Consider the following 25,393-nt stretch of genomic DNA (forward strand, 5'->3'; position numbering starts at 1 on the left):
CGGTACGGATCACCTCCACTAAATAAGAACATACAAATTGATACAATAAAGGCCGCCTTGTGATCAGGTAGCTTTTAGTATGGGTAGAAAAAAATTTCAGGTGGATTGGATTGATATGTTACATTGGTATCGTTGATTTCATCTTATAATATGATGGAATGATTGTGCAAATGAAGATGTTATATCTTCATATGTTTATTTAGCTCATTTACCTTGTTTTTATGTCACACAACATGCCACAGATTGAAAAAGCTAATTCAATGTGATATGATTTCAGAGAAATTACAAATTTTACAATTAAACATTATTTCCATATTAGCAAAAGGAGGGCTAAATTGAACGTTATGATTGTTTTAATCAGCTGTATTTGGACGAGTGCAGTGATGCTATGGTTTAATTTAAAATTGAACAATATAAAAGACCACCTGCAAGTAAGAAAATTTATTTTAGGGAATATTAGTTACGCGATATTAATAACTACATTTACAATATTTTGTCATGATCGAAGTGTCAATGCCAGTGTTGTAGCAAATGTAGGTTTTTACATTTTTAGTATGATGATTTTTTCAGGGCGAAATATATTTTGTTCACTTATTGAAGTCATGTACACTTTTTTTATACAAATACTCGCTAACATTTTGTTTGCTATCTATTATATAGGCATACTAAAAAAAACGCTTGATGAATTTAATAATAATATTATTGATAATCTATCTTTTTTGATCTTGGTTCTAGTACTCTACATAGTTTTAAACAATAATCTCGGGAAATTAATTTTTAATTTGAGGGATTCTGTGTTAATAAAACACAAATTATCAATGACTGTGGTAACAGCCTATCTGTTGGTCATTTCTATCTGGTGTTTAATTGCAGTAAATATTTTAGAATATGAAATATCAAATTTATTTTGGTTAATTTCAAGTTTGATATTGGTTCTAATTGGTGCTTTTGTTGGCATCACGATTATTGAGCAACGAAATAAATTATTGGAATTGAAAAAATCGGCTTTTACAGACGAATTAACCGGAACAATGATCCGAAAAGCGGGCATGAATTATTTAAGAAGTATGATCGAAACTTCCCATAAAAAGGGACAGAATTTTAATATAGTCTATTTAGATATTAACGATTTAAAAGTTGTAAACGATGAATTAGGCCATTTATGTGGGGATCAAATGATCTGTCATATCATTTCAACAATCAGGAAAAATATTAGGTCTTATGACCATATAATACGTATGGGTGGAGACGAATTTTTAATTGTGTTTCAGGAGTATTCGTCTGAGGAATTAAAAGGAATCATGGAAAGAATTCTGATTATAGTAGAGGCTGAAAAACCGCCCTCATTAGCCAATTATCCGATCAGTTTTAGTTATGGGATTGCAGGGCACACACAAAAATCGAAGATTTCCGATCCTATGGATCTGATTACATCGGCTGATCAGGAAATGTATCGATACAAAAATAAATATAAGTTAAATGAAAGTCAAACGTAATGTTTATGATTTTCTGATAAATGTGAATTTTAAATTGATCCAATAAAAACTGCCTTACGCATAGATGGCTTTTACTGGAATTTTAAAAAGGCTTTAAAAAACGATTAGGTCGATTTGGGTAGTATCGGTAGTGCACTACTAGTTTTATCATTATTGTAACTAACGCCGCAAGTCGACTTAAACAGGGATTTGGCAAACTGGATTTACAGGATCAGAGATTTATTCGTTTTTGTACGATCGTGTTTCGAAATTTTTAGATTCACCATTTTTGAGACGGTTTTTATTAACATACATCTGTTCATCGGCTTCACTGATTAAGTCTTGCAGGGTTTGCGGGTCAGCCGGATTAAAAATGCTATAACCGAAACTTGCACTTAGTGAATAGGGTTTGCCGTTTTTTTGGTTATAGTCTAAAAATGTTTGCTTTATCCGAGCGATCGTTTCATCGATGTCGGTTTTGTGATTGGATTCCAGGAGGATAATAAATTCATCTCCCCCAAAACGATAGACGTTGTCATGACTTTTGGCGGCATGATGCAGCAGGTTTGCGGTTGTGATCAACGCCTGGTCGCCTTCATGATGTCCATAGTGATCATTGATGGTTTTAAAATCATTCATATCGAACATGATGATGACAAAACAATGTTTGTTTGCAGTTAAGTAGGAAAACCGCTCTTCCAGCTGTTCGCGCGATGGTAAACCGGTCAGTGGATCGCGCAGGAACGTATCTCTTTCGATTTGAATGTAGGCAATTAAAGTGGCAAAAATAAATGACGGCCAGATAATTAAAATACCGTAGATGAACATCTGCAGGATGCCAGCGACAATTGGGATAAGCATAAAAAGAAAAATTGATTCAATGATTTTTCCATTGATTTGTTGTCTGTAATTTCGGATGCGAAAATACAAAAAAGAAATCATCCCATAAGTCATTAGAACAATGAGATAAAGACCGATGCCTCGGGCGTAAGTATTTTCAGAGTCGATGGTGAACACGATCCCGGTAAAAACATTGATAATGAGCAGAATAAGTGTGAGACAAAAAGGGATGAGGTACCATTTCAAATGTTTTTTTAGTTGGCTTCGATCATTGAAGATTTTATAATCGGCATAGGCAACCCAGATTACTGCAGGCAATGAATTGCAGGCGATGAGGAGATTATTCGTGACATAAAGAAGCAACCGGCTGTAAGTCAGCGTTGTACCATTTAAAAGCCAAGTAACACCTTCTAGAAAATTCACCACGGATAGTACCAGCGTAATAATCAAAAAAAGGCTATGAGATAGTTCAGTGCGAAAATCCTGTCTGATGAGACTTATGAATATGTAAATTAAGATCAACTCAGAATAGATTAGCAGATCAATTGAGCAAAATAGACTAATTACATCCATCAGTGAATACCTCCGGGAAAAAAACTAATTAATATTTAAAATCAATTATTTGATTATAGCATATTTATTATTGATATTCACTTTCAGAAATAATTGTTCAAGACATTTAAAATGATCAATGGCCTGATGAAGATGAGCAAGTGAAAGGTACATGGCGGGTTTATGTTCGTGACAAACGCAGGCGATTTGGTTATAATGATGGCAAGATCCATAAAAATCGGCGGGCCTAGCAACTTGCTAGAAGTAATGGCAGTGGTGCGGGAGTGTCGGGAAAAGTCACGATTTTATGAGGTCGTCTTTAAAATAATCGGGAAAGGCAGGCACAGTGGATGAACAAACTAAATGATTACTTATACGCCGGTGATACCGTGCTGAAGATTCTGCAGCGGTATTCTGAGGATTTAAAAAAGTCGGCGATTGCCAACGATAATCCGATCGATCTTTGGCATTGTAATTTTTTGCTGCAAATTGCCGAACTGCTACAGCACAATGACTTCCTGGCTTCGCAATCCCAGCGGATTCGGGAATTCTATAAACTGATGGCGACTGACTATCCGTTTCTGGCCTTTACCTTTAAGGGGCGGATTAAATCACTGATTCGGGCTGAAGCCAAATTCAATGGTTACATTGTTGAATATATCTATGACTATTATAAAAATTGCGGCGATTACCCGTCGCTGCCTGAACTAAAAAACGCCTTAAACCGGTTTCGGGATCTGATTGCTTATCGGATTGTGATTTCACTACCTAAGTGTCACCTCAAACCCGGACAGACTATCGCCGATGAAGAAATAAACTATCTCTATGATGTGGCCAACAAGCTGCCGGGTTTTTTGGAGGAGCGGGGCTTTACCGCTGAATTGTCAGCGCTGAGTGATCAGAAAAAATCACTCTTATTAAAAGAAAATGTCGGTCCCTACTATCGGGATTATATTGCCAATGCCGAGGCCAGTGGTTATCGTTCCCTGCACATTACCTTTTATGATAACATTGCCCGGTGCTATGTGGAAGTCCAGTTGCGCACCAAAGAAATGGACGATTTCGCCGAAATTGGGCCAGCCAATCATTTAGGTTACGAAAAACGCCAGGAAAGCGAGCGGGCTCGCCGGGCGGCCATTCCCCAGGGCGAAAACATTTATTTTGATGAAGCCTATGAACGAGGGATCTGCCTGCAGCAGCTGGAACTGGCAAAATTGGATGTCAATATGTTTTCAGCCATGGACAATTCCCTGATTAATGATGGCTGTGGTCTCTTTCGGGGCCGCTTGATTCTGCCCTATGAACATCTGTCACGGTTTCAGAATGACCTGATTGATTAGTTTGGCTGAGAGCCGGGGCCGACCAGTTACGTGGGGTAAGTCTTTTGGCAAGCGCTGACGGAGTCACTCCCTAGTCAGAGGGTCAGATAATCCCTGATCAGAAAGGCCAACTGAAGCTGGAATTTTTCATCCATCGTCACCAGCTCCATCTGAAGGATCTGGCGGATTTTTTTCATCCGGTAATTAATGGTGTTGCGGTGGGTGAAGGAGGCTTCAGCCACCGCCTGAATACTGCCGTCATATTCGAGGTAAAGTCGCAGCGTTTTTGTCAGCTGGGACTGGGGATCCTGGGTTTCCAGTCGACTCAGGCTGTCATCGGCCAGGTTGGCCAGTAAAGCCGGATCGGGCACTGCAAAAAAGATTTTGAACAGCCCGAGATCATCAAAATGACACAAATGCGACCCCTGCTGCCGGGCCACCTTTAGGGCAAAAAGCCCTTGCTGGAAACTGACGTGGAGGCTGGAGAGGCTGGTAGTCAGAGCACCGATGCCAAAATAAACCGGTTCGACGGGAGGATTTATGGGGATGGTTGCAACGTCGGTTGTGGCGGTGCGGAGAGCGGCGTTGTCGGGTTTTAAAAAAATAAAGACAAACAGCTCCTGGAGCCGAAAGTGATAACAGTGAGGAGCTACCTGGCGCAGCTGCTCCATCAGGCGATCCGGGCGATCTGGGGTGGCAGTGACCATCACCTGATAGGGAAGATCGGTTTCATAACCCAGGCTGTTTAGGGTGTCAATGGCACCTTCGGGATCGTCGGGATGCAGTAGCAACCGAGAAAAGGCCATGGTGGTGCGATCTTCCTGATAGGACTGCATAAAGAGACGGTTACCATAATCCTGCATAATGGCGGACAGATGGATTTTCCAAGGCATCGCAAAAAGTGGAAAATGGTGCTCATTGCACAAAGCGATGACGGCGGCAGAAATGGTCTCAACAAACAGATAGCGGCCGGTGTTGAGGATCAGCCCGGCGCTTTTTTGGGCAATCAACCGGGTGATAAAATCATGGAGCCAGCTGTCGGAATCACAACTCATACCGGTGGTAATGATCAGTTCGCCGCCCTTTAGGAAATCGGTGGTGGCACTGTCCTCGGTAAACTGGACCCAGTCGATGGGGGTGTTCAGGCCGGTGGCTCCAGCCAGTAGCTGGAGCTGGTAGGTTTTTTGGGTGGCGTGGAATAAATCGGCTAAAATAATGGCCATTTGGTCTACCTCGATCCAAGCTTAGTGACGTGGTGAATGCATAAATATCTCAGGTGCTGGTTCAAAACCATGGTGCTGATAAAAACCATGGGCATCAGCGGTGACGAGAAGACCATACAACCCCCTGAAATCGGAATCGGTTGTGATGAATTCCAGCAGCAGCCTGCCCAACCCCTTGCCCCGGTGGGCTGCGTCAATAATAACATCACAGATATAATAGGTGGTTGCAAAGTCAGTGATCACCCGGGCAAATCCAATTTGCTGATGATCCTGATCAAACACCCCATAACAGACTGAATGGTCAATGGCTTTGATAATCGTTGCTTCAGAACGATCCGGGGCCCAGTAGGTCTGCCGCATTAAGTTCTTGATGTTTTCCAATTGTAGTTTGGAGCGATCTTTAAGGATTTGATAGTCTTTTGGCATTATGTGTCATCCTTTCGATTCTATTGGTTTTCTTCAGTATACTAAATGGGCTTTGGTCTGTCCAGCACAAGCTAGTCAGTCAGCGGCCTGTGCAAAAGAAATTAAAATTAGCCGTAACCATTAATCGGTTTGATTCAATAATTGGTCAAAAAAGGGGTATAAAAAAGACGTACCGAAAAAATACAGAAGAGGTGAGTTTTATGAATCGACTAACACAGGCCTGGATCGGGATGATCCTGTTAATCGGCACGTTGGTAGTAAACAGTTTTGGCGCTTTTGGGGTGTTCAATGGGATGTCTCAGCGGGATATTTCAGATATGAACGGGACCCTGATTACCCCGGCGCCGTCAACTTTCAGTATCTGGAGTGTGATTTATGCTTTGTTAATTGCAGCCGCCGTGGTGATGATTGTTAAAAACAAGGAGGCGTATTATGGCCAGGCGATTGAGGGCATCAGTAAACTATTCTGGCTGACAAGTGGCTTGAATATGCTCTGGATTGTTGTTTTTTCCTATAACCTGATCGGCGTCTCGGCGCTGGTGATTTTAGCCTTTGCCATTACCCTGACCTTGCTGATCTTACAGCTGGGTAAAATCCAGACTGCCAGTCAGTGGCTGCTACCGGCCGCCTTCGGGATGTATACCGGCTGGCTGCTGATTGCCACGGTGGTCAATATATCCTCCTGGCTGGTCAGCATCGACTGGCAGGGCTTTGGGATTGCCGCCGATGTCTGGGGAATTATTATACTGATTGTGGCTGTGGTAGTGACGGCGGGAGTTACCCTGATCACCAAAAATGCCATTCTGCCGGTGCCGGTGGCCTGGGGATATTTCGGCATTTATCAATCTTTAACTTCAAGCGATGGTTTTGCTGGCGCCTATCCAGCGCTGGCGATGACCGCCTTGGTGGGGATTGGGGTGCTGGTCGTCATGACCGGGGTCCAGTTTTATTTAAATCGTTGGCGGCTGATGCCGGTGGTCAACGCCGATGCGACCTGAGACAGCAGCCGATCAGCACTACTTTAATATCGCCAGTAATAATCAGCCGAATCCCCGCCACCAGAAAAAGGGCGGGGGCTCCGGATTTTTTTTGATTTGCAATGGGCAGTGGGCTGTTTTTGGCTGTTGCGCACAAATACTATCCAATAATTTAGGCTGACTGGCCATTGCATAAGGATTTAGCTGTGCTATAATTACAGACATAAACAAGACAAGGAAGTCGCTTCCCGGTCTTGTTTTTTGTTTTTGTGAAACCGCAGGCAAAGCAAGGGTGCTTTGACTGAAATGGTTATTCACTTTGTTGTGTTACTTAAATATTGTAGAACAATGGTTGCTTTGGGTGCAGTTTCCACAATTTCGTAACGTTAGGCGAACAGTGTAGAAATTCGCATCGCGATTTTTTCTGGTGTTTCGTGCGTAACTGAAACCAAAGCTCACGGAACTCTCGAAATTCGTATTAGTTTAGAAATGAGGAGATTAAATGTTAAAGAATGCCTTACCAGAAGTAATTACAAAGCAGGTACCCGGTCCCAAAGCGGCTACCATCATTGCCCGTAGAGAAAACGCCATTCCCGGTGCCATCAAATGTGTCTATCCGCTGGTGATTGATACGGGCGAAGGGGCGATGATTGAAGATGTTGATGGCAATCGCTTTGTCGATTGGGTCGGCGGAGTTGGCGTCCTGAATATCGGCTATTCCCATCCTGAAATCGTGGCGGCGGTAAAAGCCCAGACAGATAAGTATTTTCATGGGATGTTTAATATTGTCACCCATGAAGGCTATGTGGAACTGGCCGAGACCTTAAATGCCATTGTGCCGGTGCGGGGGGTTGAAAAGATGACCTTTTTAGCCAATAGTGGCGCCGAAGCCGATGAAAATGCCATCAAAATTGCCAAGGCCTTTACCAAACGGCCCAATATCATTGTCTTTTCTGGTGCTTTTCATGGCCGCACCATGCTGACGATGACGATGACCTCAAAAAAAGCCTATGCCCATGGACTGGGACCATTTCCCGATGGCATTTATCGGGCCCAGTTTCCATATTTGTACCGGAATCCGGCAGGTATGAAGCAAGAAGATGCCATTGACTACTATACCCAAAGCATTTACCGTGTCTTTGAAGAAGCGTCGCCAGCCGAACACGTGGCGGCGATTGTGGTCGAACCGCTTCAGGGTGAGGGCGGATTTATTCCGGCGCCGCTCGAATGGATTAAGGTAGTGCGCAAAATTTGTGATGACCATGGTATTTTGCTGATCGCCGACGAAGTCCAGACCGGCTTCTGCCGCACCGGCAAGATGTTTGCCTCACAATACTGGCAGGAAGCGGGGGCGGAGCCGGATATTATCACCACCGCCAAATCAATTGCAGCGGGATTGCCGCTGAGTGCCATCACGGCCCGAAAAGAAATTATGGAATCCGTCAAAGGCGGCACCATCGGTGGCACCTATTGCGGGAATCCGGTGGCCTGCGCTGCAGCCCTGAAAGTCATCGAAATCATGAAACGGGATCATCTGGATCAACGGGCCCGGGAAATTGGCGCCATCGCCACGGCCCGCTTTAACAGCTGGCAGGATACCTACGCAGTGATAGGTGATGTCCGGGGCCTGGGGGCAATGATCGGAATTGAATTTGTCAAAGACCGCACCAGCAAAGAACCCGACCCGGAACTGGTGGCAGCGATTGTTAATGAAGCTGCCCAAAACGGCCTGATCATCGAAAGTGCTGGCGTTTACGGTAACGTCATCCGTTTCTTGGCACCGCTGGTGATAACTGACGAACAACTGACCGCTGGTCTCGATATTTTTGAAAAAGCGATCAGCAAATGTGTGTAAAGCAACGGCAATTGGCTATCAATTAAAAAGGCGAAAGCCGGAAAGGAGAAACGATGAAACAATTTAAAATTACCCCCCAGATATTGGAGTTTGACCACTGTCGTGAAGTGGCAGCGCATTTTCAGATTGGTCAGGGGGATCTGGTCTTTATCAGTGACCGCACCTACGAACACTATTTTGCAGACTCTATCGGAGAAGCGGCCTATCGGGTCAATTATCGTAGCTATGTCAAGGGTGAGCCTACCGATGTGATGGTCGAGGCGATAGCTGCCGACATCAAGGATTATCACTATACCCGGGTCTTTGCCATTGGTGGCGGCACCATCCTGGATGTGGCCAAGCTGTTTGCTTTAAAACAAACTGTGCCGGTGGTTGATCTGTTTAACAAAGAACTGGAAATCTTAAAAGTTAAGGAGTTGATTCTAATTCCTACCACCTGCGGCACCGGCAGCGAGGTCACCAATATTTCGATTCTGGAGCTAACCGCAATCAATTCCAAATTCGGGCTGGCTGTGGATGAACTCTATGCCGATTACGCCGTGCTGGTACCGGAGTTGCTTTCCGATCTGCCGATGAGCGTTTTTGCCACCAGCTCCATTGATGCCCTGATTCATGCCATCGAAGCCTATACCTCGCCAAAGGCCAGTGCCTTTAGCCGACAGTATTCGAAAAAGGCTATGGAAATGATCATTTGCGGGTATCAGGCCATTGCCAAGGCAGGCCTGGAGGCCCGGACACCGCTCTTGCAGGACTTCCTGATTGCTTCGACCTTTGCAGGAATTGCTTTTGGCAACGCCGGTTGCGCCGCAGTTCACGCCATGAGTTACCCCCTTGGGGCCGTCTACCATGTGCCCCATGGCGAGGCCAACTATGCCATCTTTACCGCGGTTTACAAAACCTATCAGACCATCGATCCAAACGGCAGCATTGCCGAGCTCAACGCCTTTCTGGCCGGACTGCTGGGCTGCGATACCACGTTCGTTTACGAGGTCCTCGAAACCCTGCTGGGTCACATCCTGCCGAAAAAGGCTCTCCGGGACTATGGCGTTACCCAAGCCGATCTATCCAACTTTACCGAAGCGGTGATGACAAAACAAACCCGGCTGATGGCCAACAACTACGTGCCGCTAAACGAAGACCAGGTACTGGCGATATATCAGCAGCTGTATTAATTTACTATTTGCGTCTGGCTACCGTACCGACCAATGACCAAGGGGTCAGACTTTTATTAATCTGTTGTATGCTGCGGAATCGGACAGGCGATGCCGTGTCCACTCCGATGCACACAACCTAATGTAATAATTGTCGGTACTGGGTTAGTGCGGCCCCGTTGATTTTGCCCTCGTCTTCGGTTAAACTTAGCTTTAGAGAAAGTCGAGGCGAAGAGTATGGATTACCTGAATAAAAATATTTCAATTAACTTAAAAGCGATCCGCAAAGAAAAGGGCATGAGTATGGATGAGGTGGCCGAGCAGACCGGGGTCAGCAAGAGCATGCTGGGTCAGATTGAACGAGGCGAAGCCAATCCCACCATTGGCACCCTAGGTAAGATCGTCAGCGGTCTGCGGGTCGATCTGGCTGACCTGACTAGAACCCCGGGGGTGGGCGTTTATCAGGTCAACCGCGACCGGCTGCTGCCGTCTAAAGAGGTGCCCGGCCAGTATGCTGTCTATACCTATTTTCCCTATGAAAAAAACCGTCTGTTCGAAATCTATGAAATTGAAATTGAACCCGGGGCTTGCTATGTCAGTGGCGCTCATGGTCAGGGAACCAACGAGTACATCGTCGTCCACGCTGGGGAACTGACTTTGGAAGTCGACAACAGTTTTTACCAGGTCAAACAGGAAGATGCCCTCAGCTTTGAAACCGCCGTTAAGCATATTTATTGGAACAAGGGTCGAGAGCCGCTTAAATTTATCATTGTGTTTGTCTTTAAACAGTAGCATCATGGCCGTCGAGACGGTTTTGTGCCCCCGGTTATGGGGAAAGAATGTGCAATATAATGCACATATTTATCTTTTTTATTGGACTAATTCCCCTATATATAGCGTTTTGTAAAAAAAATAAAATAAATACCTGATGTGTGTTGACAACATAATGCACACATGTTATAGTGTAGATGTCAATTGACAGGACGAAGGCGTTCGCAACATGAAGATTCATGTTACGGCGTTTTTTTGTTTAGCTGACAAACGATGAGGTTTGTCAGAAATATAAAACTATGACAACATGAACAATAATTGCTTTGCTGGCGTTAACTGGCAGCGAAGCTTATGGCATTATAACAGAGCGCATGAACAGGGAAAGGAAAATTGGAATGAAACTAAAAGACACCGGACTGACAAAAGAGGAATTAAAACAAAAAGTTGACACCTATATGATCGAGACTTACGAACGGTTTGATTTTATCGCCGAGACCGCAAAAGATATGTACATCTATGATGAAAGTGGTGAGGCCTACTTGGATTTTTATGCCGGAATTGCCGTTAACAGCACTGGCAACTGCAATGACAAGGTCGTCGCTGCAGTTAAGGATCAGGTCGCTGATGTGATTCACACCTTTAATTATCCCTATACCATTCCCCAGGTGCTGTTGGCTGAAAAGATTTGTACCAGCATCGGGATGGACAAGATCTTTTTCCAGAACTCCGGGGCCGAATCCAACGAAGCGATGATCAAAATGGCCCGAAAATACGGAGTTGAAACCTACGGCCCACAGCGTTATAACATCGTCACTGCCCGGATGTCCTTTCATGGTCGCACCATGGGGGCCCTCAGTGCCACCGGCCAGCCCCACAACGCCTGCCAGATTGGCTTTGGCGAGATGACACCGGGATTTTCCTATGCTGAGTTTAACAACCTGCAATCTTTTAAAGATGCCGTGAACGACAATACCATTGCCATTCTGATCGAACCGGTTCAGGGTGAAGGTGGGGTGCATCCGGCAACGATGGAATTTATGCAGGGACTGCGGGCCCTCTGTGATGAAAAAGGCTTACTGTTGCTGCTCGATGAGGTCCAGACCGGCTGGTGCCGCACCGGGGCAATTATGGCCTATATGAATTACGGCATCAAGCCCGATATCGTCTCGATGGCCAAAGCCATGGGCGGAGGCATGCCAATTGGTGCCATCTGTGCTACCGCTGAAGTCGCCAAGGCCTTTACCATGGGCTCTCACGGTACCACCTACGGCGGCCACCCGGTTTCCACCGCCGCTTCGCTGGCACAGATCACAGAGCTCCTCGACCGCGACCTGGCTGGCAATGCCCGGGAAATGGGGGCCTACTTTATGGATCAGTTAAAAGGTCTGCCCAAGGTCAAGGAAGTGCGTGGTCAGGGCCTGCTGATCGGGGTCGAATTTGAAGACGGGGTTTCCGGTGTCGATGTCAAACATGGGGTGCTTGAGAAAAAACTGCTGATCACCGCCATCGGACAGAACATTATCCGGATGATTCCACCACTGATTGTCACCAAAGAAGACTGCGACAAGGCCTATGGCATTATCGAAGCAACAGTTAAGGAACTGATTAATTAAAAGCAGGTGTGGGCGATCACGGATCGCCCCTACAGGGCACGATTTCATGCAACTTAATAATTAAATATCTAAACAATGGGGTTTTTACAGCAAAACAGCTGGCGGTCTAAATTTTGACCGCCAGCAAGCGACTGGAAGAACCCCGTTTTTTATTATAAAGGCTCATCAAAGTATAATTGCAATTTATAACTACGAACAAAGATTGCTTTGCTGTCGGTTTTCACAAACGATTCTGTAACGTGTAGGCGAACTGGCGATAGCCTGTCCGCCGTACAGTGTAAGAATTGTTTCGTGTAAAACTGGCAGCGAAGCGCATCGCAGTATTGTTAGAGAAGAAAACAAATCCCAAAACGAAAGGAGTGTATGATTCACAAGCGGAATCATACAAAGAAAAAATGAGTGAAAAAACAAACAAGTCAAAATTTGACAAAGTGTTGAGCACCAAAGACATTTTTGTACTGGCCTTCGGAGCCATGATTGGCTGGGGCTGGGTGGTCAACACCGGCATCTGGATTGAAACCGCCGGCGCCCTTGGTGCAGCGCTAGCCTTTGTGATCGGGGGCATCATGGTACTTTTTGTCGGCCTGACCTATGCCGAACTGACAGCGGCAATGCCCCAATGTGGCGGCGAGCATGTCTTTAGTTATAAGGCCATGGGGCCGACCGGGTCGTTTATCTGTACCTGGGCGATTATTCTTGGCTATGTCAGTGTCGTGGCCTTTGAAGCCTGTGCTTTCCCGACGGTTATTCAGTACCTCAGCCCCAACTTCCTGCAGGGCTATATGTACACAGTCGCCGGCTTTGATATTTACGCCTCATGGGTAGCAGTGGGGGTTGTGACCGCCATTATCATTACCATCATCAATATTCTGGGCGCCAAAACAGCGGCCAAGCTGCAGACCATTTTTACCGCTTTAATCGCTGCCGCCGGGATTTTACTGATCGCTGGTTCGGTTATCAATGGTGATCCCGCCAACATTGCAGGCAATATGTTTGCTGGCAACATTGAAAATGGCACGACCGCCCTGGGTGGCGTGCTGACGGTTGCAGTCATGACTCCATTTTTGTTTGTCGGCTTTGACGTGATTCCCCAGGCGGCCGAAGAAATTAATGCCGGTTTCAAGAAAATCGGTGGCATTATGATTCTCTCGATCCTGATGGCAGTGGCCTTTTATGCACTGATCATTCTGGCGGTCGCCTATGTGATGCCACTAAGTGCAATGGCCAATTCCACCCTGGTAACCGCTGATGCCATGGGCCTGGCCTTTAACAGCGCCATTATGACCAAGGTCTTGATTGTTGGTGGGATGGCCGGGATCATCACCAGCTGGAACTCTTTTTTAATCGGTGGCAGCCGGGCGATGTTCTCAATGGCCGAATCCAACATGATTCCACGGGTTTTTGCCAAACTGCACCCTAAATTTAAAACCCCCGTCCTGGCGATTGCCTTAATTGGTGTCCTGTCGGTGATTGCCCCTTTCTTTGGCCGTAAAATGCTGGTCTGGATTGTTGATGCCGGTAGCTTCGGTGTCTGTCTGGCCTATGCGATGGTGTCGTTATCGTTTCTGATTCTCCGCAAAAAAGATCCTGACATGAAACGTCCCTATAAAGTTCGTTTCGGTACCTTTGTCGGGATTGTCGCTGTCGCCCTATCGGGCTTGATGACCCTGCTTTATGTGATTCCACTGCCTTTTGCGTCCACCGCTCTGGTGATGGAAGAGTGGATCATGGCTGGTGGCTGGGCGATCCTCGGGGTGGTCTTCTACGGTTACTGTAAGTATAAATATGGTAGTGAGTTTGGGGCTCATATGGACGTTGAATATGAAGATATCGACGACCTACCGGTCTTTTCTGGCCGGGTTGGCAGCGTGACGGAATAACCCCACCGGGATGCCGGAAGTTCGGTGAACTTAGCGCCCCGTTTCGCACGAAACAATTCTTGCTCTGTACGGCGGATAGGCTATTGCCTGTTCGCCTAGACGTTACAGAATTGTTTGTGGAAACGGAACGCTAAGTAATCATTGTTCGAGGTTTTAACAGTATCGAACAACAGCATGAAAGGAAAGACTTATGAATAGTTTTAGCTTTAAAATCCCCCAGGAAATTATCTGTGGGGTCGATAGTATCAAGAAATTGCCGGAGCTTTTGGCTAAGCAGGGGCTTAAGAAGGCACTGGTGATTTCTGGGCCCCATCTCAATAAGATGGGGGTGGTGGCCAAGATCACTGCCATTCTGGGGCAAGCCGGGCTGGCCTTTGACAGCTTTACCGAAACCGAAGCCAACCCCTCGGTGGAAACCGTCGATAAGGCGACCGAGGTTTTTTTAGACAGCAAGGCCGATTGTATTATTGCCCTGGGTGGCGGCTCACCCATGGATGTGGCTAAAGCAGTGGGCGTCCTGGCTCGGTTTGGTGGGACGATTGGGGACTACGAAGGGGCCGATAAGGTGCCCGGGGCGATTGTCCCGCTGATCGCCATTCCCACCACCGCCGGAACCGGCTCGGAGGTGACGGCCTTTGCGGTGATCACTGACCGGGCCCGGAATTATAAACTGACAGTCTTCAGTTATGAACTGATCCCGACCACGGCGATTCTTGATCCGACCCTGGTGATGACTACTCCGGAAAAAACTGCCGCAGCCTGTGGGATTGATGCCCTGGTCCATGCCATCGAGGCCTATCTGTCCAAGGCTGCCTCACCGTTTTCCGATGCTATGGCTGAAAAGGGGCTGACCATGCTTGGTAGCAGCATCCGGCCCTTTGTGGCCGATCGCACCAATCCCCAGGCGGCCGAGCAGATGCTTTATGGCAGTATGTTTGCCGGGATCGCATTTGCCTGGGCAAGGCTGGGTAATGTCCACGCCATGGCCCACCCCTTGGGCGGCTATTTTGATGTGGCCCATGGGGTGGCCAATGCAATCTTACTTCCCACGGTGTTGGACTATAACGCCCTGGCTGATACCGGCCGTTATCAAATCATTTACGAAGCGATCAGCGGACAAAGCGCCGGGCCTGATTTTGAACCCGCAACCCTGGTGGCGGCAGTGTCCAAGCTGAGCGCCGAGCTGGGAATCCCTCAAACGCTGACGGAAGTGGGTGTGACCGAAGATATGATCCCGGCAATGGCCCTGGATGCCATGAAAAGCGGCAACATTCTGGTCAATCCCCGATCCACCACTCTGACCCAGATCGAAGATCTGTACCGTCAGGCGCTTTAGGAGGTTAGAAATGAATGAAATTGAACAAAAAATAAAACTGGTGGTGGAATCATCGGATTGTCCGCTCTATGCGCCGGGGGATGAGGTCATTTTTGACGGACCCCAGCTGGATAAAGACAACAGTGGAAATTTCTGCATGATGGCACTCAGTGCAGTGTTTCCTTTTGTCTATGCCGCCCGGAAAGGGGTCATTAACGAGGCCCCGCTTCAATGTCCGGATTGTGGGGAAAAGGTGGTATTCCGGATTTACAAAGCCTGATACCTCCCCCATGCATCGTAAAACAGCAGTGACGTCACCATTCGTCGCTGCTGTTTTTTTAGAACACCCCTTAAAATATAAATGATTATATTTTCTTTACCATCAGGTTGAAGTCGGTTATACTTTAAGCTGTCGGGCTGGCTTTGGGTCAGACCAGTATTGAGATTAGGAGCGAAAAATGTTTATTATTTTACTTAACTACATTAAATCAGTTGAAGCGGTGGACGCAGTGATCCCCGCCCATCTTAACTATCTGGAGCATTATTATCAGCTGGATAAATTTATCTTATCCGGTCGCAAACGGCCCCGGACTGGCGGGGTGATTCTCTGTCAGGCCCAGGATAAGGACGAAGTCTGGGCGATCATTGAAGAAGATCCTTTTTATCTTAAAAAGGTGGCAGCCTACGAAGTGCTGGAATTTCTGCCGACCAAAGCTGCGACCAGCCTGACTCCCTATCTGGTGTAACGGCCAGCAATAAAGAAACTCTAGCCCGCCCGGCTAATCAACCGGGCAGGCTTTTTTGGAGGCGGATTTTGGTCGATAATGAACAGAATGAGACAAAGAGGCGAATTCATTATCATAAAAACCCTAAAAACGAAGGGGATCCGAAGCCTTTCGAAGCGGTTGAGAAGGGTTTTAACGGCTATAATAAGGGATTCGAAGGGGTTTTTTCCAAACTCCGTATATAGGAACAAAAAAATAAAATAACCAGAGCGTTTATTTACCCCCCCCCCAACCATTTCGACCCTTTCGGAAAGCCCGGACCGGGCCAAAGTGAAAGTATGACGAAGTAGCGGAAAAAGTATGTAAGTGGCCTAGTGATAACAGAAATAAGGTTCTGCATCATCCCGTAGGGGCGGTCATTGACCGCCCGAAACCTTGATCTTAGACCATCGGCCAGCATGAAACAGCAATCATCTTGTAATTGACCTTTAAGCGGATTGGCGATCAGGTAGTCAATAACGGCAGAGAAACATTACCAAAGAGGGTGTGATATTGACATTACCTGGGCAATAAAGTAAAAGAGGGGATTGCCTACTGCCATAAATCATCGTATACTTTTTAGTAGGAAGTACAAATCAGTGAAGGAGGAACAATGAAAAAGTCAACGATCCTCAACTGGATGATGAGATGGAAGGATGGTGAGCGTGGTGGCGTTAGAGCATTTATTGAATCGGATTAAATTAAAAGAGGGGGCCGCATTGCCGGAAAAAGATGACTGGTTAATTGAGAACCGGCGCCATGCTCAGGAAATGATGAAAACCGGAACCTGGACCTATGTCGTTGGTTCAGATACGGTTTATTTCAGCGATGAATACTATCGCATTCTGGAAACGATTCCAGAGCAGCATCAAAAAAAGGCCGATTCCTATTTTCAGTTTGTCTGCCCGGACGATCGGGAAAAGCTGATCACCTCCCGGGAGGCGGCGCTAAAGGGCAGCGACCAGGAGTTGGAATACCGGATGATTACCGCCAAGGGCAATCTCAAATACGTCCGGGAAAAAACCAGAACCCTGCTGGATGATGCTGGCCAGCCTCAAAAAATCATAGGAGCCCTGCAGGATATTACCAGTGAGAAAATTATCGAGAACAGTTTGATCGAGTTGGGTGAGAACCTCAATCTTGGCCAGAAGGTGGCGGGCATTGGCAGCTGGAAATACAATGCGGTTAAAAACGAAATTTTCTGGTCGGATGAAATCTATCGGATCTATGATCTAAAACCCGAAGAATTTGGTGGTACCGTTATCGAATTAATGGACTTTACATATCCGGAGGATCGGGAGGTGTTGGCTGAACTGACCCGCAAGCGGCTGGCCCGGGAAAAATTTGATCTGCAATATCGGATTCAGCTAAGAAACGGTACCACGAAATACGTCCGGTTGGTGGGAGAGCCGATTAACAATAAAGATGGCTTAAACACCGATCTGGTCGGCACCATTCAGGATATCAGCGACATCAAAAAGCTGGAGAATGAAATTGGTTTTATTAAAAAAAATCTTGAGCAGGCCCAGCGGCTGGCCAAAATCGGCAGTTGGGAAATGGATGCGGTTTTGGATCAGAACTACATGTCAGCCGAGGCCCTGCGCATTTTTGGGATTACGGAATCCGAGTTCAAGGGCACCTTTGATGATTTTCTGAGCCGGGTTCACCCCGAGGATCGCAGCATTATCACCGACTCAACCTTCGGGGATCTGTCAGAAGAACCCTTTGAGCTGGCCTTTCGGGTCATTCACAAGGATGGATCGATTCGTGATGTTTTTCAGATTGTCGAGTTCCGGCTGGATTCGGCCGGACAGATTGCCCATGTCTATGGCACCATCCAGGATGTCAGTGAAAAAAAGGCTTACGAACGGGCCATTGCCAGCAAACAACTAGAAATCGAGAAAATTTCGCAGCGCTCCCGAATTCTGGTGCAGGAGTCGGGGGTGGTGTTTGCGATTATTTCCGAAGCGGGCATTATCAGCTATATCAGTGATACCGCCCGGAAGGTGATCAGCTATCATCCCGGGAGGATGAAGGGGCGCCTGATTTATGATTTTTATGAGCCGGATCAGGCCGAGGTCTTAAAAGCGATGATTGACACCGTTATCGCCGAACCGGAGCAGGTACAAACGGGGGTTATCAGCTTTGCCGGTCAAACCGATAAAGCCATATACCTGGAAGTCCATGTCCGGAATTTTCTTAGCCATCCGACCATTGCTGGCCTGGTGCTGGATTTTCGGGATATCACCAACCGCATTGTGATGCAAAAGAAAATAGAAAAACTGGCCAACTTTGATGAGATCACTGCGTTGCCCAAAGCCAGCCAGTTAAGAAAAGAGCTGGCCGAAAAATGTCGCCAGGCCAATTTAAAAAAATCCAGCCTGGTGCTTCTGATGCTGGACTTTGAGGGTTTTAAGGAGATCAATGATTCGCTGGGGCATCGGGTTGGACAGCAGCTGATTGTCCAGCTGGTCATGCGGCTGCGCGGTTTGCTTGGCAAAGATACCCTGATTTCACGGTATTCCGAGGATCAGTTTGCGATTGTCATCGAGGGACTGATTAATCTGGATGCCTATCAGGCCAGAGTGGCCGAAATCATCGATTTCTTTTACCGCTCCTTTAAAATCGAGGTCTATGAGTTTAATATCAATGTCAATGTTGGCGTCAGTGTCTACCCTCTGGAGGTAGAAGCCCAGGAGCTGTCGATGGATGAGCCATTGTCTGATGACGACATCAGTCGGACTCCTGACGAACCGGATGAGGTTGAGCAATTGATCCGTTATGCTAATATTGCCCTGATCTGGTCGAAAAAAGAGGGCCACAACCGCTACCAGTTTTATTCATCCGAGCTCAACATTCAGAATTACAAACAACTGCAGCTGCGTCATGATTTGCGGATGGCCCTTAAACGGAATCAGTTCATGGTTTTTTATCAGCCAATTGTGCGGATCAAAACCAATGATATTTTAGCCATTGAGGCACTGATTCGCTGGAATCATCCGGATTGGGGGATTGTTTCACCGGATGAGTTCATTTTTCTGGCCGAAGAAACCGGCGCAATCGTTGAAATGGGGAAATGGATGCTTAAAAAAATCTGTGATGATCATCGCTATTGGCTTCAAAAAGGGTATCCACCGGTCTATATATCCCTGAATTTTTCCAGCATCCAGTTTTACGAACGCAATTTTGTCGAAAATATCCAGGATATTTTGGCCGAATATGAGGTCGATCCCAAATACCTGATCGTCGAACTAACCGAAAGCCTGCTGGTTGAAGACTCTCAAAAAGCCATTGATGACATTAAGAAATTACAGGCGGTGGGGATCAAAGTGGCCTTGGATGATTTTGGTACCGGCTATTCGTCGCTGAGCTACCTGAATCATTTTAATGTTGATATCATAAAAATGGATGCCAGCTTCATCAGAAACGTCATGCTCGACAGTAAAACGGCCATCATCGCCCAGGCCATTATCAATCTGACCAAGGCGCTGCACATCAAGCTGGTCACCGAGGGCATTGAAAACTGGGATCACCTGGCTTTCCTCAAAGAAAACAACTGCTTTTCGGGACAGGGCTATCTCTATTCGCGGCCGGTACCATTTTTAAAAATCGATGAATTGCTGGAAAAAGGTAAATGTCGACCGCTACTGAGTCGAACCACGGCGAAATCCCAGGTTGAACGGCGCAAATATTTCCGCCAACGGTTTCGTAATTTTTTAATCACCGAGCTAACGATTCTGCGCATAAACGATAAACAGATGCATGTCGGCAATTCCCGGGTATTGGTTAAAGATATCGGTCCCGGTGGCTTGTGCTTTATTTCCAATATTCAATTTCCACTGGAACGAGATTTCACTTTACGCTTTGCGGCCACCCTGATGGGCGGCGAGATGACCGCCATTGGCACCCCTGTCCGGGTTGCGGAGCTTAGTGAAAGTCTGTTTGAGTACGGCGTCAAGTTTATGATGGATGAGCAGGAAAGTGAAGAACTGACCCGGCGACTCTATGAGCTCCAGGTAAAAATGAAGAAAAATATTCTTTTTGCTGACGGCAATTTTACTGATAAAACGGCCGAAGACTACTTTGACGAACTCACCGGTCGGCCCGCTAAGGTTGATTTCAGCCAATACCGCAAAAATCATTTTTAGGGATAAAAAAAGATGAACGTGATGTTCATCTTTTTTTGCCTCATGGCAACTGGGCAGCCAGGGGCTGCTGGGTTTCTAAAAAATCGACACAGAGAATATATTTTTTGGCTGCCAGCCGAAAGACACGGGAATAGGTGATGCAGAGACTGCCGGTGGCCATTGACACATAGGGCTCGGAAATATAGGTGTCCTGTTTGCGCTTGATCAGATTATAATAAAAGTTTTTGATCGAATGATCAACACCCATTTTGGCCGAGTGAAAGACAAGCTTTTCGCAGGCCCCGATATTTTTGGCGCCCACCGTATCGCTGCACTGAATGCCGGATTCATCGAGGACATAGGCGCAATCCACGGCTTCGGCGCCCGTCAGGCATTTTGTCAGCTGGCCGTCAAACTCATCGGGGTGATCAACTACCGCCAGCGCCTTGATCATGCCATTGACGGTTTGGGTGTAGGCCAGACACTTCTGATTATAATCATCCAGCTCCTTTAGCAGCAGCGCCTTGTAGGCATCCACGACCTCAGCCGTTTTAGCGATCAGCTCGGCTTTGAGCACAAAATCATTGCCTGGTCTGGCAAAATAGAAGCCCTGAATGACCTGGCCGCCGAGTTTTAGCACCTGGATGGCTTCACTGCGGGTTTCCACCCCTTCAGCCACAATCAGGGCCCCAATCTTATTGGTGAGATTAACCAGTGATTTAAAGACCTCCTGTTTGTGGTAAATATGATCCATATCTTTTATAATCGAGCGGTCGATTTTGACAATGTCCGGCTTCAGCCCGGCAATCCGATCCATATTCGAAAACCCGGCGCCGACATCGTCCAGGGCGATCAGAAAGCCCTTGTTTTTGTAGGTGGTGACAAACTTGGTCAGGCCGCTGGTGTTTAAGGCCTTGGACTCGTTGATCTCGATGACGATATTTTTAGGACTGATGCCGCTCTTATCGACCTGGTCGCAGAGATAATTAGAACCCCCAACTTCATCAATGATGGCGGTGTCCAGATTGAGAAAAAGCAGCAGATCCGGATTGACCTGATAATAATCTAAAAAGGCGGACAGTACCGCATCACGGCAGGCCCGATCCAGGGGGATGGTCAGTCCGGCGGTATGGGCGGCAGAAAAAAGCTGCTGGGGCGGAATGGTTTTTTCCGCTCCGGGAATGATCCCCCGAATCAGGCCCTCCAGACCCAGAATTTTTTTCCCGGTGACAGACATGATTGGCTGAAAGTAAGCCACCAGGTTTTTCTGCTTGATGATTTGTGCAATATTAAAGGTTTCGTTGGGTTGGTTTGATTGTTCCAAATATTTTCTCCAGATTTGTACACGATCAAGTGTCATAATTTTTAGGCTAAGCTAATTGTACTGTTTTAAGCGGATTAATTCAACCTTTTTTACCGTCGCAATTCCGCTTTGGCAGGCTTTTTTAGACTATTTATGAAAACGGCCTTAATGATCGTGGTGAATATGATTGCAGCAGTGGCTGTGGACATGGGGCTCCAAATCCTTGGCTTTACGAAAGATAAAATCCTCATAGGTTTGATTAATCATCTCGTAGTTATCAAAAATACTGGGATTATCAATGTTATCGTGGAGAGCCTTAAGCAGTTCGTGAACGTGATGGCGGTTTAAGTAGTCCGGCAGGCTGACATCAAAGTTCACATAGGCACCGATGGCCAGGGCCTGTCCGTAAAATTCAGCCAGAGCCTGCATGTGAGCGCCCAGATCAAAGGAAAGGACGCTTTCATATTCCGGCACCGTGCCACACAGATAAGAAAACAGCACCGCTTTGTTTTCAGCGCTGATCAGGTTGTAATAGAGATTAAAACCCCGATACCAGGCCCGCACCTCGGCTAAAAATAAAAAACAGGCCGAGTCAGGAAATTGAGCGGCCCGCAAATTGGCAACCTGATATTTTTCCTGGATGTCGGCATAATCAATCAGCCGGGTATATTCGTATGCAATCGCCTGGCAATACTGTTGTGATTCATCAAACAGATCCTCGTGCAGTAGCAGATAATAATGTTGATCCGCTTCGTCTGGCAGTACCAGTAGCTTGCTACTGTTTTCAAGCTCCTGCCGGGAGGCCGTGACAATGGCCTGGTCGCATTTGGTGTTGGCCAGTTTAAGTCGTTCGTTGTAGAGATCGGTGGTGACAATGATTTCCAGGGGATAGTCTTTTTTGACCTGATAAACAAGATTATATGTTTCGATGATGTTTTGTACAAGGGACATGGATTTCCTCCTTGGGTATGAAGTTTAGTACGATTAAGAGTCCAGAATTAGTATAACCGTTTCCGGTGAAGTTGTAAATGGGGAAACGTTGATTTGGGGTTAATGGAGGCCGGAAAGACGGTGTCAAAAAATCAAAAGGCAGGGTTTATCAAGCGGCTGACGGGGTATAATGGAGTAAAGATCAGTGCCTCATGTTTGCCTGCCAATCGGAGGGAGGAAGGATTTGGATATGAACTGGTTTGCCGCTATTTATTTTAGTTGCTTTATGTATTATCTGATCACCACCATTGTGACCTTGTATCCGTGCAAAAAGAATGGTGCCAGAGGGGTCTTTGGGATGATTTGCCTGAATCTGGCCCTCTGGTCGATGCTGTTGTTCATGATGAGCCTTGCAGATAGCCCCGAGCTGGCCGCTTTTTACCGCTGGGTCATGTGTTTTTGCTGGTCGGCCTTATTTACCCTGATTCTTTATCTGGTGCTTTTTTTGGCTGGGCGCCGGGTTTTTTATAATCAGCCCTGGAAAAACGTACTACTGATCACCCCGGGCGTCTTTTGTTTTGTTTTTTATGTGTTGACCCCGATCGGCCCGGATCAGATGATATTTCTGGATCCTGGCTGGGCCTTTGCGGTACCCGCCGATCGTGGTTTTTTCTGGGACACCTATTTTACTTTTTATTATGTCACCTACACCCTGATGGCACTGGTGGTGACGGCATACTGGAACCGCACCACGCCGTATGTTCGGGAGCGGCGGCAGTCGGCAATTATTTTCTTGTCGTTTCTGTCGACCCTGATATTTGGGGGTATTGCCGATACACTACTGCCGATTCTCGGGATCACCAGCCTGCCACCGCTCACGGTGCTATTGTGTTTGGTTTGTATTATTGGGCTGAATTTTGCCATTAACCGTTACCGGATGATGCGGATTACCCCGAAGAGCATTATGATGGAAGTCTTTATGATGATGAGCGAAGGGTTGATCATCACTGATGGTCAGGGTCGGATTGTTGCAATGAATGCTGGCGCCGAGACGATTTTGGCCTATTCGGGGCAGGAACTACTTGATCAGCCGATACAGGCCCTCTTTGATCAGTCGGAACCCTTTGATTGTTCCTCGGTTCAGGATTTAAAAAGCAGTGCCATGACCCTGCTTGGCAAAGACCGGCACCCGGTGTCGGTACTGATCTCCTGTCATACCCATTATGATCAGTTTGCCGATCGCATTGGTACGGTCTTCACCTTTTCGGACATTAACGAATTAATGGCGGCTGAAGCCGCCCTGGCAGAGTCCAACAGTGCGCTGGAAGAAAAAGTTTCCCAGCGAACAAAAGAGCTGGCCCAGATCAATTGCCAGCTGAAAAAAGAAATTGCCGAAAACAGTCGCAACGAAGCACGAATCAAAAAAATGGCCTATGAGGACGCCTTGACCAAATTGTATAACCGTCGCTTTTTTTATGAATACCTGGAAAAGCATGTGACCTATGCGATGCGTACCAATAAGGGTTTTGCCGTCTTGTTTATCGATTTGGATGGATTCAAGCTGATTAACGATTCGCTGGGACATGATATGGGGGATGCACTGTTGATCCGGGTGGCCGAAATTCTCAAAAAGGCGTTGCGGGAAAGTGATGTGCTTTGCCGGGCTGGCGGCGATGAGTTTCTGATCTTGCTGCACGATACCTACCGCAATGATGAAGTTACCGAGGCCTGTACCAAAATTTTGTTTTTGCTGGAACGACCCATTGCCATGGATAGCTACAATCTTCATATCAGCGCCAGCATTGGGATTGCCTGTTTTCCCCAGGATGGTTACTCGCCGGAACTGCTGATTAAAAATGCCGATATTGCGATGTATGAAGCAAAGGAGCAGGGCAAGGGCCAGTTTGTTTTTTACGAGGACAGTCTAAAAGAAGACATCGATGAAAACATGACCTTGAGTAACGATCTCTATTCGGCCATTGATAACAATCAATTTGAACTGGTCTATCAACCGCAGGTGGATGCCACCACCCAGGAGATCAACGGCTTTGAGGCCCTGATCCGCTGGCATCATCCGGAGCGGGGTCTACTGGCGCCAGCAAAATTTATCCCCCTGGCCGAGCGGACCGAGCTCATCATTCCAATTGGTGAATGGGTGATCCGCACCGCCATGGCGCAACAGAAAAAATGGCAGGAGCAAACCGGGAAAAGGCTTCGAATGGCGGTCAATCTTTCCACGAAACAGCTGAAGATGGCCGATTTTGTGAATGTGATCGAGTACGCCCTGCTGGAATTTGACGGTGATCCGGCATCTTTTGAGTTGGAGATTACGGAATCCATTTTCATGGAAGATACGACCCTGATGCTTAATCAGCTCAAACAGATCAAGGACATGGGCATGGCGATTGCCATTGACGATTTCGGAACCGAGTATTCATCGCTCTCCTATCTAAAAAAGCTGCCGATGGATCGGATCAAAATTCCCAAAACCTTTATTGATGGTATCGGTCATAATGAAAAAGATGAAGCGATTATTGTCTCGACCATTGTTTTGGGGCTCAAGTTGGGCTGTCGAACCATTGCCGAAGGGGTTGAAACGGAAAAGCAGCTGCTCTTTCTAAAACAGCACGGCTGCGAGGAAATTCAGGGCTATTATTTTTATCAGCCGATGCAGGCCCAAAAAATTGAGCATGAACTGTTCAATTACTATAAACGAAGCAATGGCTTGATCTGCCTACCAGCCCATAAAATAACGGCAACTTACCAGTATTATATGTAAACAGTCAGCGGTACTGATCCCGGCATTGACACCTTGTTTGGGATGATAAAAAATGTCAAAAAAAGCAGCGACGATCGCTGCTTTTTATTGCAT

The 25,393-nt window shown here is 46.8% G+C and carries 18 protein-coding genes; 13 read left to right on the forward strand and 5 right to left on the reverse strand.

The features are described 5' to 3' along the window. Positions 1 to 344 precede the first annotated feature (344 nt). Positions 345 to 1,496 carry a GGDEF domain-containing protein gene (locus CHL1_RS07930; RefSeq protein WP_250936245.1) on the forward strand — a complete coding sequence of 384 codons (1,152 nt, stop codon included), beginning with the start codon at positions 345 to 347 and terminating at the stop codon, positions 1,494 to 1,496. A gap of 219 nt (positions 1,497 to 1,715) precedes the next feature. Here CHL1_RS07930 and CHL1_RS07935 read toward each other — a convergent pair whose 3' ends face one another. Then, positions 1,716 to 2,888, reverse strand: coding sequence for a GGDEF domain-containing protein (locus CHL1_RS07935; protein WP_250935921.1), 1,173 nt, complete (start codon positions 2,886 to 2,888; stop codon positions 1,716 to 1,718). A 329-nt stretch (positions 2,889 to 3,217) separates the two neighbouring features. Here CHL1_RS07935 and CHL1_RS07940 point away from each other — a divergent pair, with 329 nt between their 5' ends. Next, positions 3,218 to 4,207, forward strand: a complete 990-nt coding sequence (locus tag CHL1_RS07940) for a nucleotidyltransferase family protein (RefSeq protein WP_250935923.1) — start codon at positions 3,218 to 3,220, stop codon at positions 4,205 to 4,207. A 74-nt stretch (positions 4,208 to 4,281) separates the two neighbouring features. Here the strand turns inward: CHL1_RS07940 and CHL1_RS07945 are convergent, their stop codons facing one another. Together CHL1_RS07945 and CHL1_RS07950 are read right to left on the reverse strand one after the other, a co-directional pair. Further along, positions 4,282 to 5,409, reverse strand: coding sequence for a PucR family transcriptional regulator (locus CHL1_RS07945; protein ID WP_250935925.1), 1,128 nt, complete (start codon positions 5,407 to 5,409; stop codon positions 4,282 to 4,284). 21 nt (positions 5,410 to 5,430) lie between these two features. Then, entirely contained in the window at positions 5,431 to 5,835 is a 405-nt protein-coding gene (locus CHL1_RS07950; protein ID WP_250935927.1) for a GNAT family N-acetyltransferase, read from the reverse strand. A gap of 200 nt (positions 5,836 to 6,035) precedes the next feature. Between CHL1_RS07950 and CHL1_RS07955 the strand changes: the two genes are divergently transcribed. The 10 genes from CHL1_RS07955 to CHL1_RS08000 all read left to right on the forward strand — a co-directional run bounded on the left by CHL1_RS07955 (position 6,036) and on the right by CHL1_RS08000 (position 20,309). Further along, positions 6,036 to 6,833: a tryptophan-rich sensory protein gene (locus CHL1_RS07955; protein WP_250935929.1), complete on the forward strand. Its 798-nt coding sequence runs from the start codon at positions 6,036 to 6,038 to the stop codon at positions 6,831 to 6,833. A 481-nt stretch (positions 6,834 to 7,314) separates the two neighbouring features. Next, complete coding sequence (locus CHL1_RS07960; protein WP_250935931.1) at positions 7,315 to 8,667, forward strand: aspartate aminotransferase family protein; 1,353 nt, start codon at positions 7,315 to 7,317, stop codon at positions 8,665 to 8,667. A gap of 53 nt (positions 8,668 to 8,720) precedes the next feature. Further along, positions 8,721 to 9,839 carry a 4-hydroxybutyrate dehydrogenase gene (locus tag CHL1_RS07965; protein WP_250935933.1) on the forward strand — a complete coding sequence of 373 codons (1,119 nt, stop codon included), beginning with the start codon at positions 8,721 to 8,723 and terminating at the stop codon, positions 9,837 to 9,839. Positions 9,840 to 10,055: 216 nt separating this feature from the next. Then, positions 10,056 to 10,610 (forward strand): helix-turn-helix domain-containing protein, encoded by a 555-nt coding sequence (locus CHL1_RS07970; protein WP_228880279.1) that lies wholly within the window; start codon positions 10,056 to 10,058, stop codon positions 10,608 to 10,610. A 374-nt stretch (positions 10,611 to 10,984) separates the two neighbouring features. After that, positions 10,985 to 12,202 carry an aspartate aminotransferase family protein gene (locus CHL1_RS07975; RefSeq protein ID WP_070371490.1) on the forward strand — a complete coding sequence of 406 codons (1,218 nt, stop codon included), beginning with the start codon at positions 10,985 to 10,987 and terminating at the stop codon, positions 12,200 to 12,202. A gap of 395 nt (positions 12,203 to 12,597) precedes the next feature. After that, positions 12,598 to 14,082: an APC family permease gene (locus CHL1_RS07980; RefSeq protein WP_250935935.1), complete on the forward strand. Its 1,485-nt coding sequence runs from the start codon at positions 12,598 to 12,600 to the stop codon at positions 14,080 to 14,082. Between the two features lie 190 nt (positions 14,083 to 14,272). Next, the gene (locus CHL1_RS07985) at positions 14,273 to 15,418 is read left to right on the forward strand and encodes an iron-containing alcohol dehydrogenase family protein (RefSeq protein WP_250935937.1); all 1,146 of its coding nucleotides are present in this window, start codon (positions 14,273 to 14,275) and stop codon (positions 15,416 to 15,418) included. Positions 15,419 to 15,428: 10 nt separating this feature from the next. Then, positions 15,429 to 15,677 (forward strand): TIGR04076 family protein, encoded by a 249-nt coding sequence (locus CHL1_RS07990; RefSeq protein WP_070371487.1) that lies wholly within the window; start codon positions 15,429 to 15,431, stop codon positions 15,675 to 15,677. 178 nt (positions 15,678 to 15,855) lie between these two features. Next, positions 15,856 to 16,143 (forward strand): YciI family protein, encoded by a 288-nt coding sequence (locus CHL1_RS07995; RefSeq protein ID WP_070371486.1) that lies wholly within the window; start codon positions 15,856 to 15,858, stop codon positions 16,141 to 16,143. Positions 16,144 to 16,829: 686 nt separating this feature from the next. Beyond that, entirely contained in the window at positions 16,830 to 20,309 is a 3,480-nt protein-coding gene (locus tag CHL1_RS08000) for an EAL domain-containing protein (RefSeq protein WP_250935939.1), read from the forward strand. Between the two features lie 40 nt (positions 20,310 to 20,349). Here CHL1_RS08000 and CHL1_RS08005 read toward each other — a convergent pair whose 3' ends face one another. After that, positions 20,350 to 21,612, reverse strand: a complete 1,263-nt coding sequence (locus CHL1_RS08005; RefSeq protein WP_187389312.1) for an EAL domain-containing protein — start codon at positions 21,610 to 21,612, stop codon at positions 20,350 to 20,352. A gap of 144 nt (positions 21,613 to 21,756) precedes the next feature. Beyond that, the gene (locus tag CHL1_RS08010) at positions 21,757 to 22,542 is read right to left on the reverse strand and encodes a hypothetical protein (RefSeq protein ID WP_148638258.1); all 786 of its coding nucleotides are present in this window, start codon (positions 22,540 to 22,542) and stop codon (positions 21,757 to 21,759) included. Between the two features lie 229 nt (positions 22,543 to 22,771). Between CHL1_RS08010 and CHL1_RS08015 the strand changes: the two genes are divergently transcribed. Continuing rightward, positions 22,772 to 25,300, forward strand: a complete 2,529-nt coding sequence (locus tag CHL1_RS08015; RefSeq protein ID WP_250936247.1) for an EAL domain-containing protein — start codon at positions 22,772 to 22,774, stop codon at positions 25,298 to 25,300. Positions 25,301 to 25,393 lie beyond the last annotated feature (93 nt).

It is taken from the genome of Acetobacterium wieringae (genome assembly GCF_023700225.1).
In the GTDB taxonomy this organism is placed as follows: Bacteria; Bacillota; Clostridia; order Eubacteriales; family Eubacteriaceae; genus Acetobacterium; species Acetobacterium wieringae.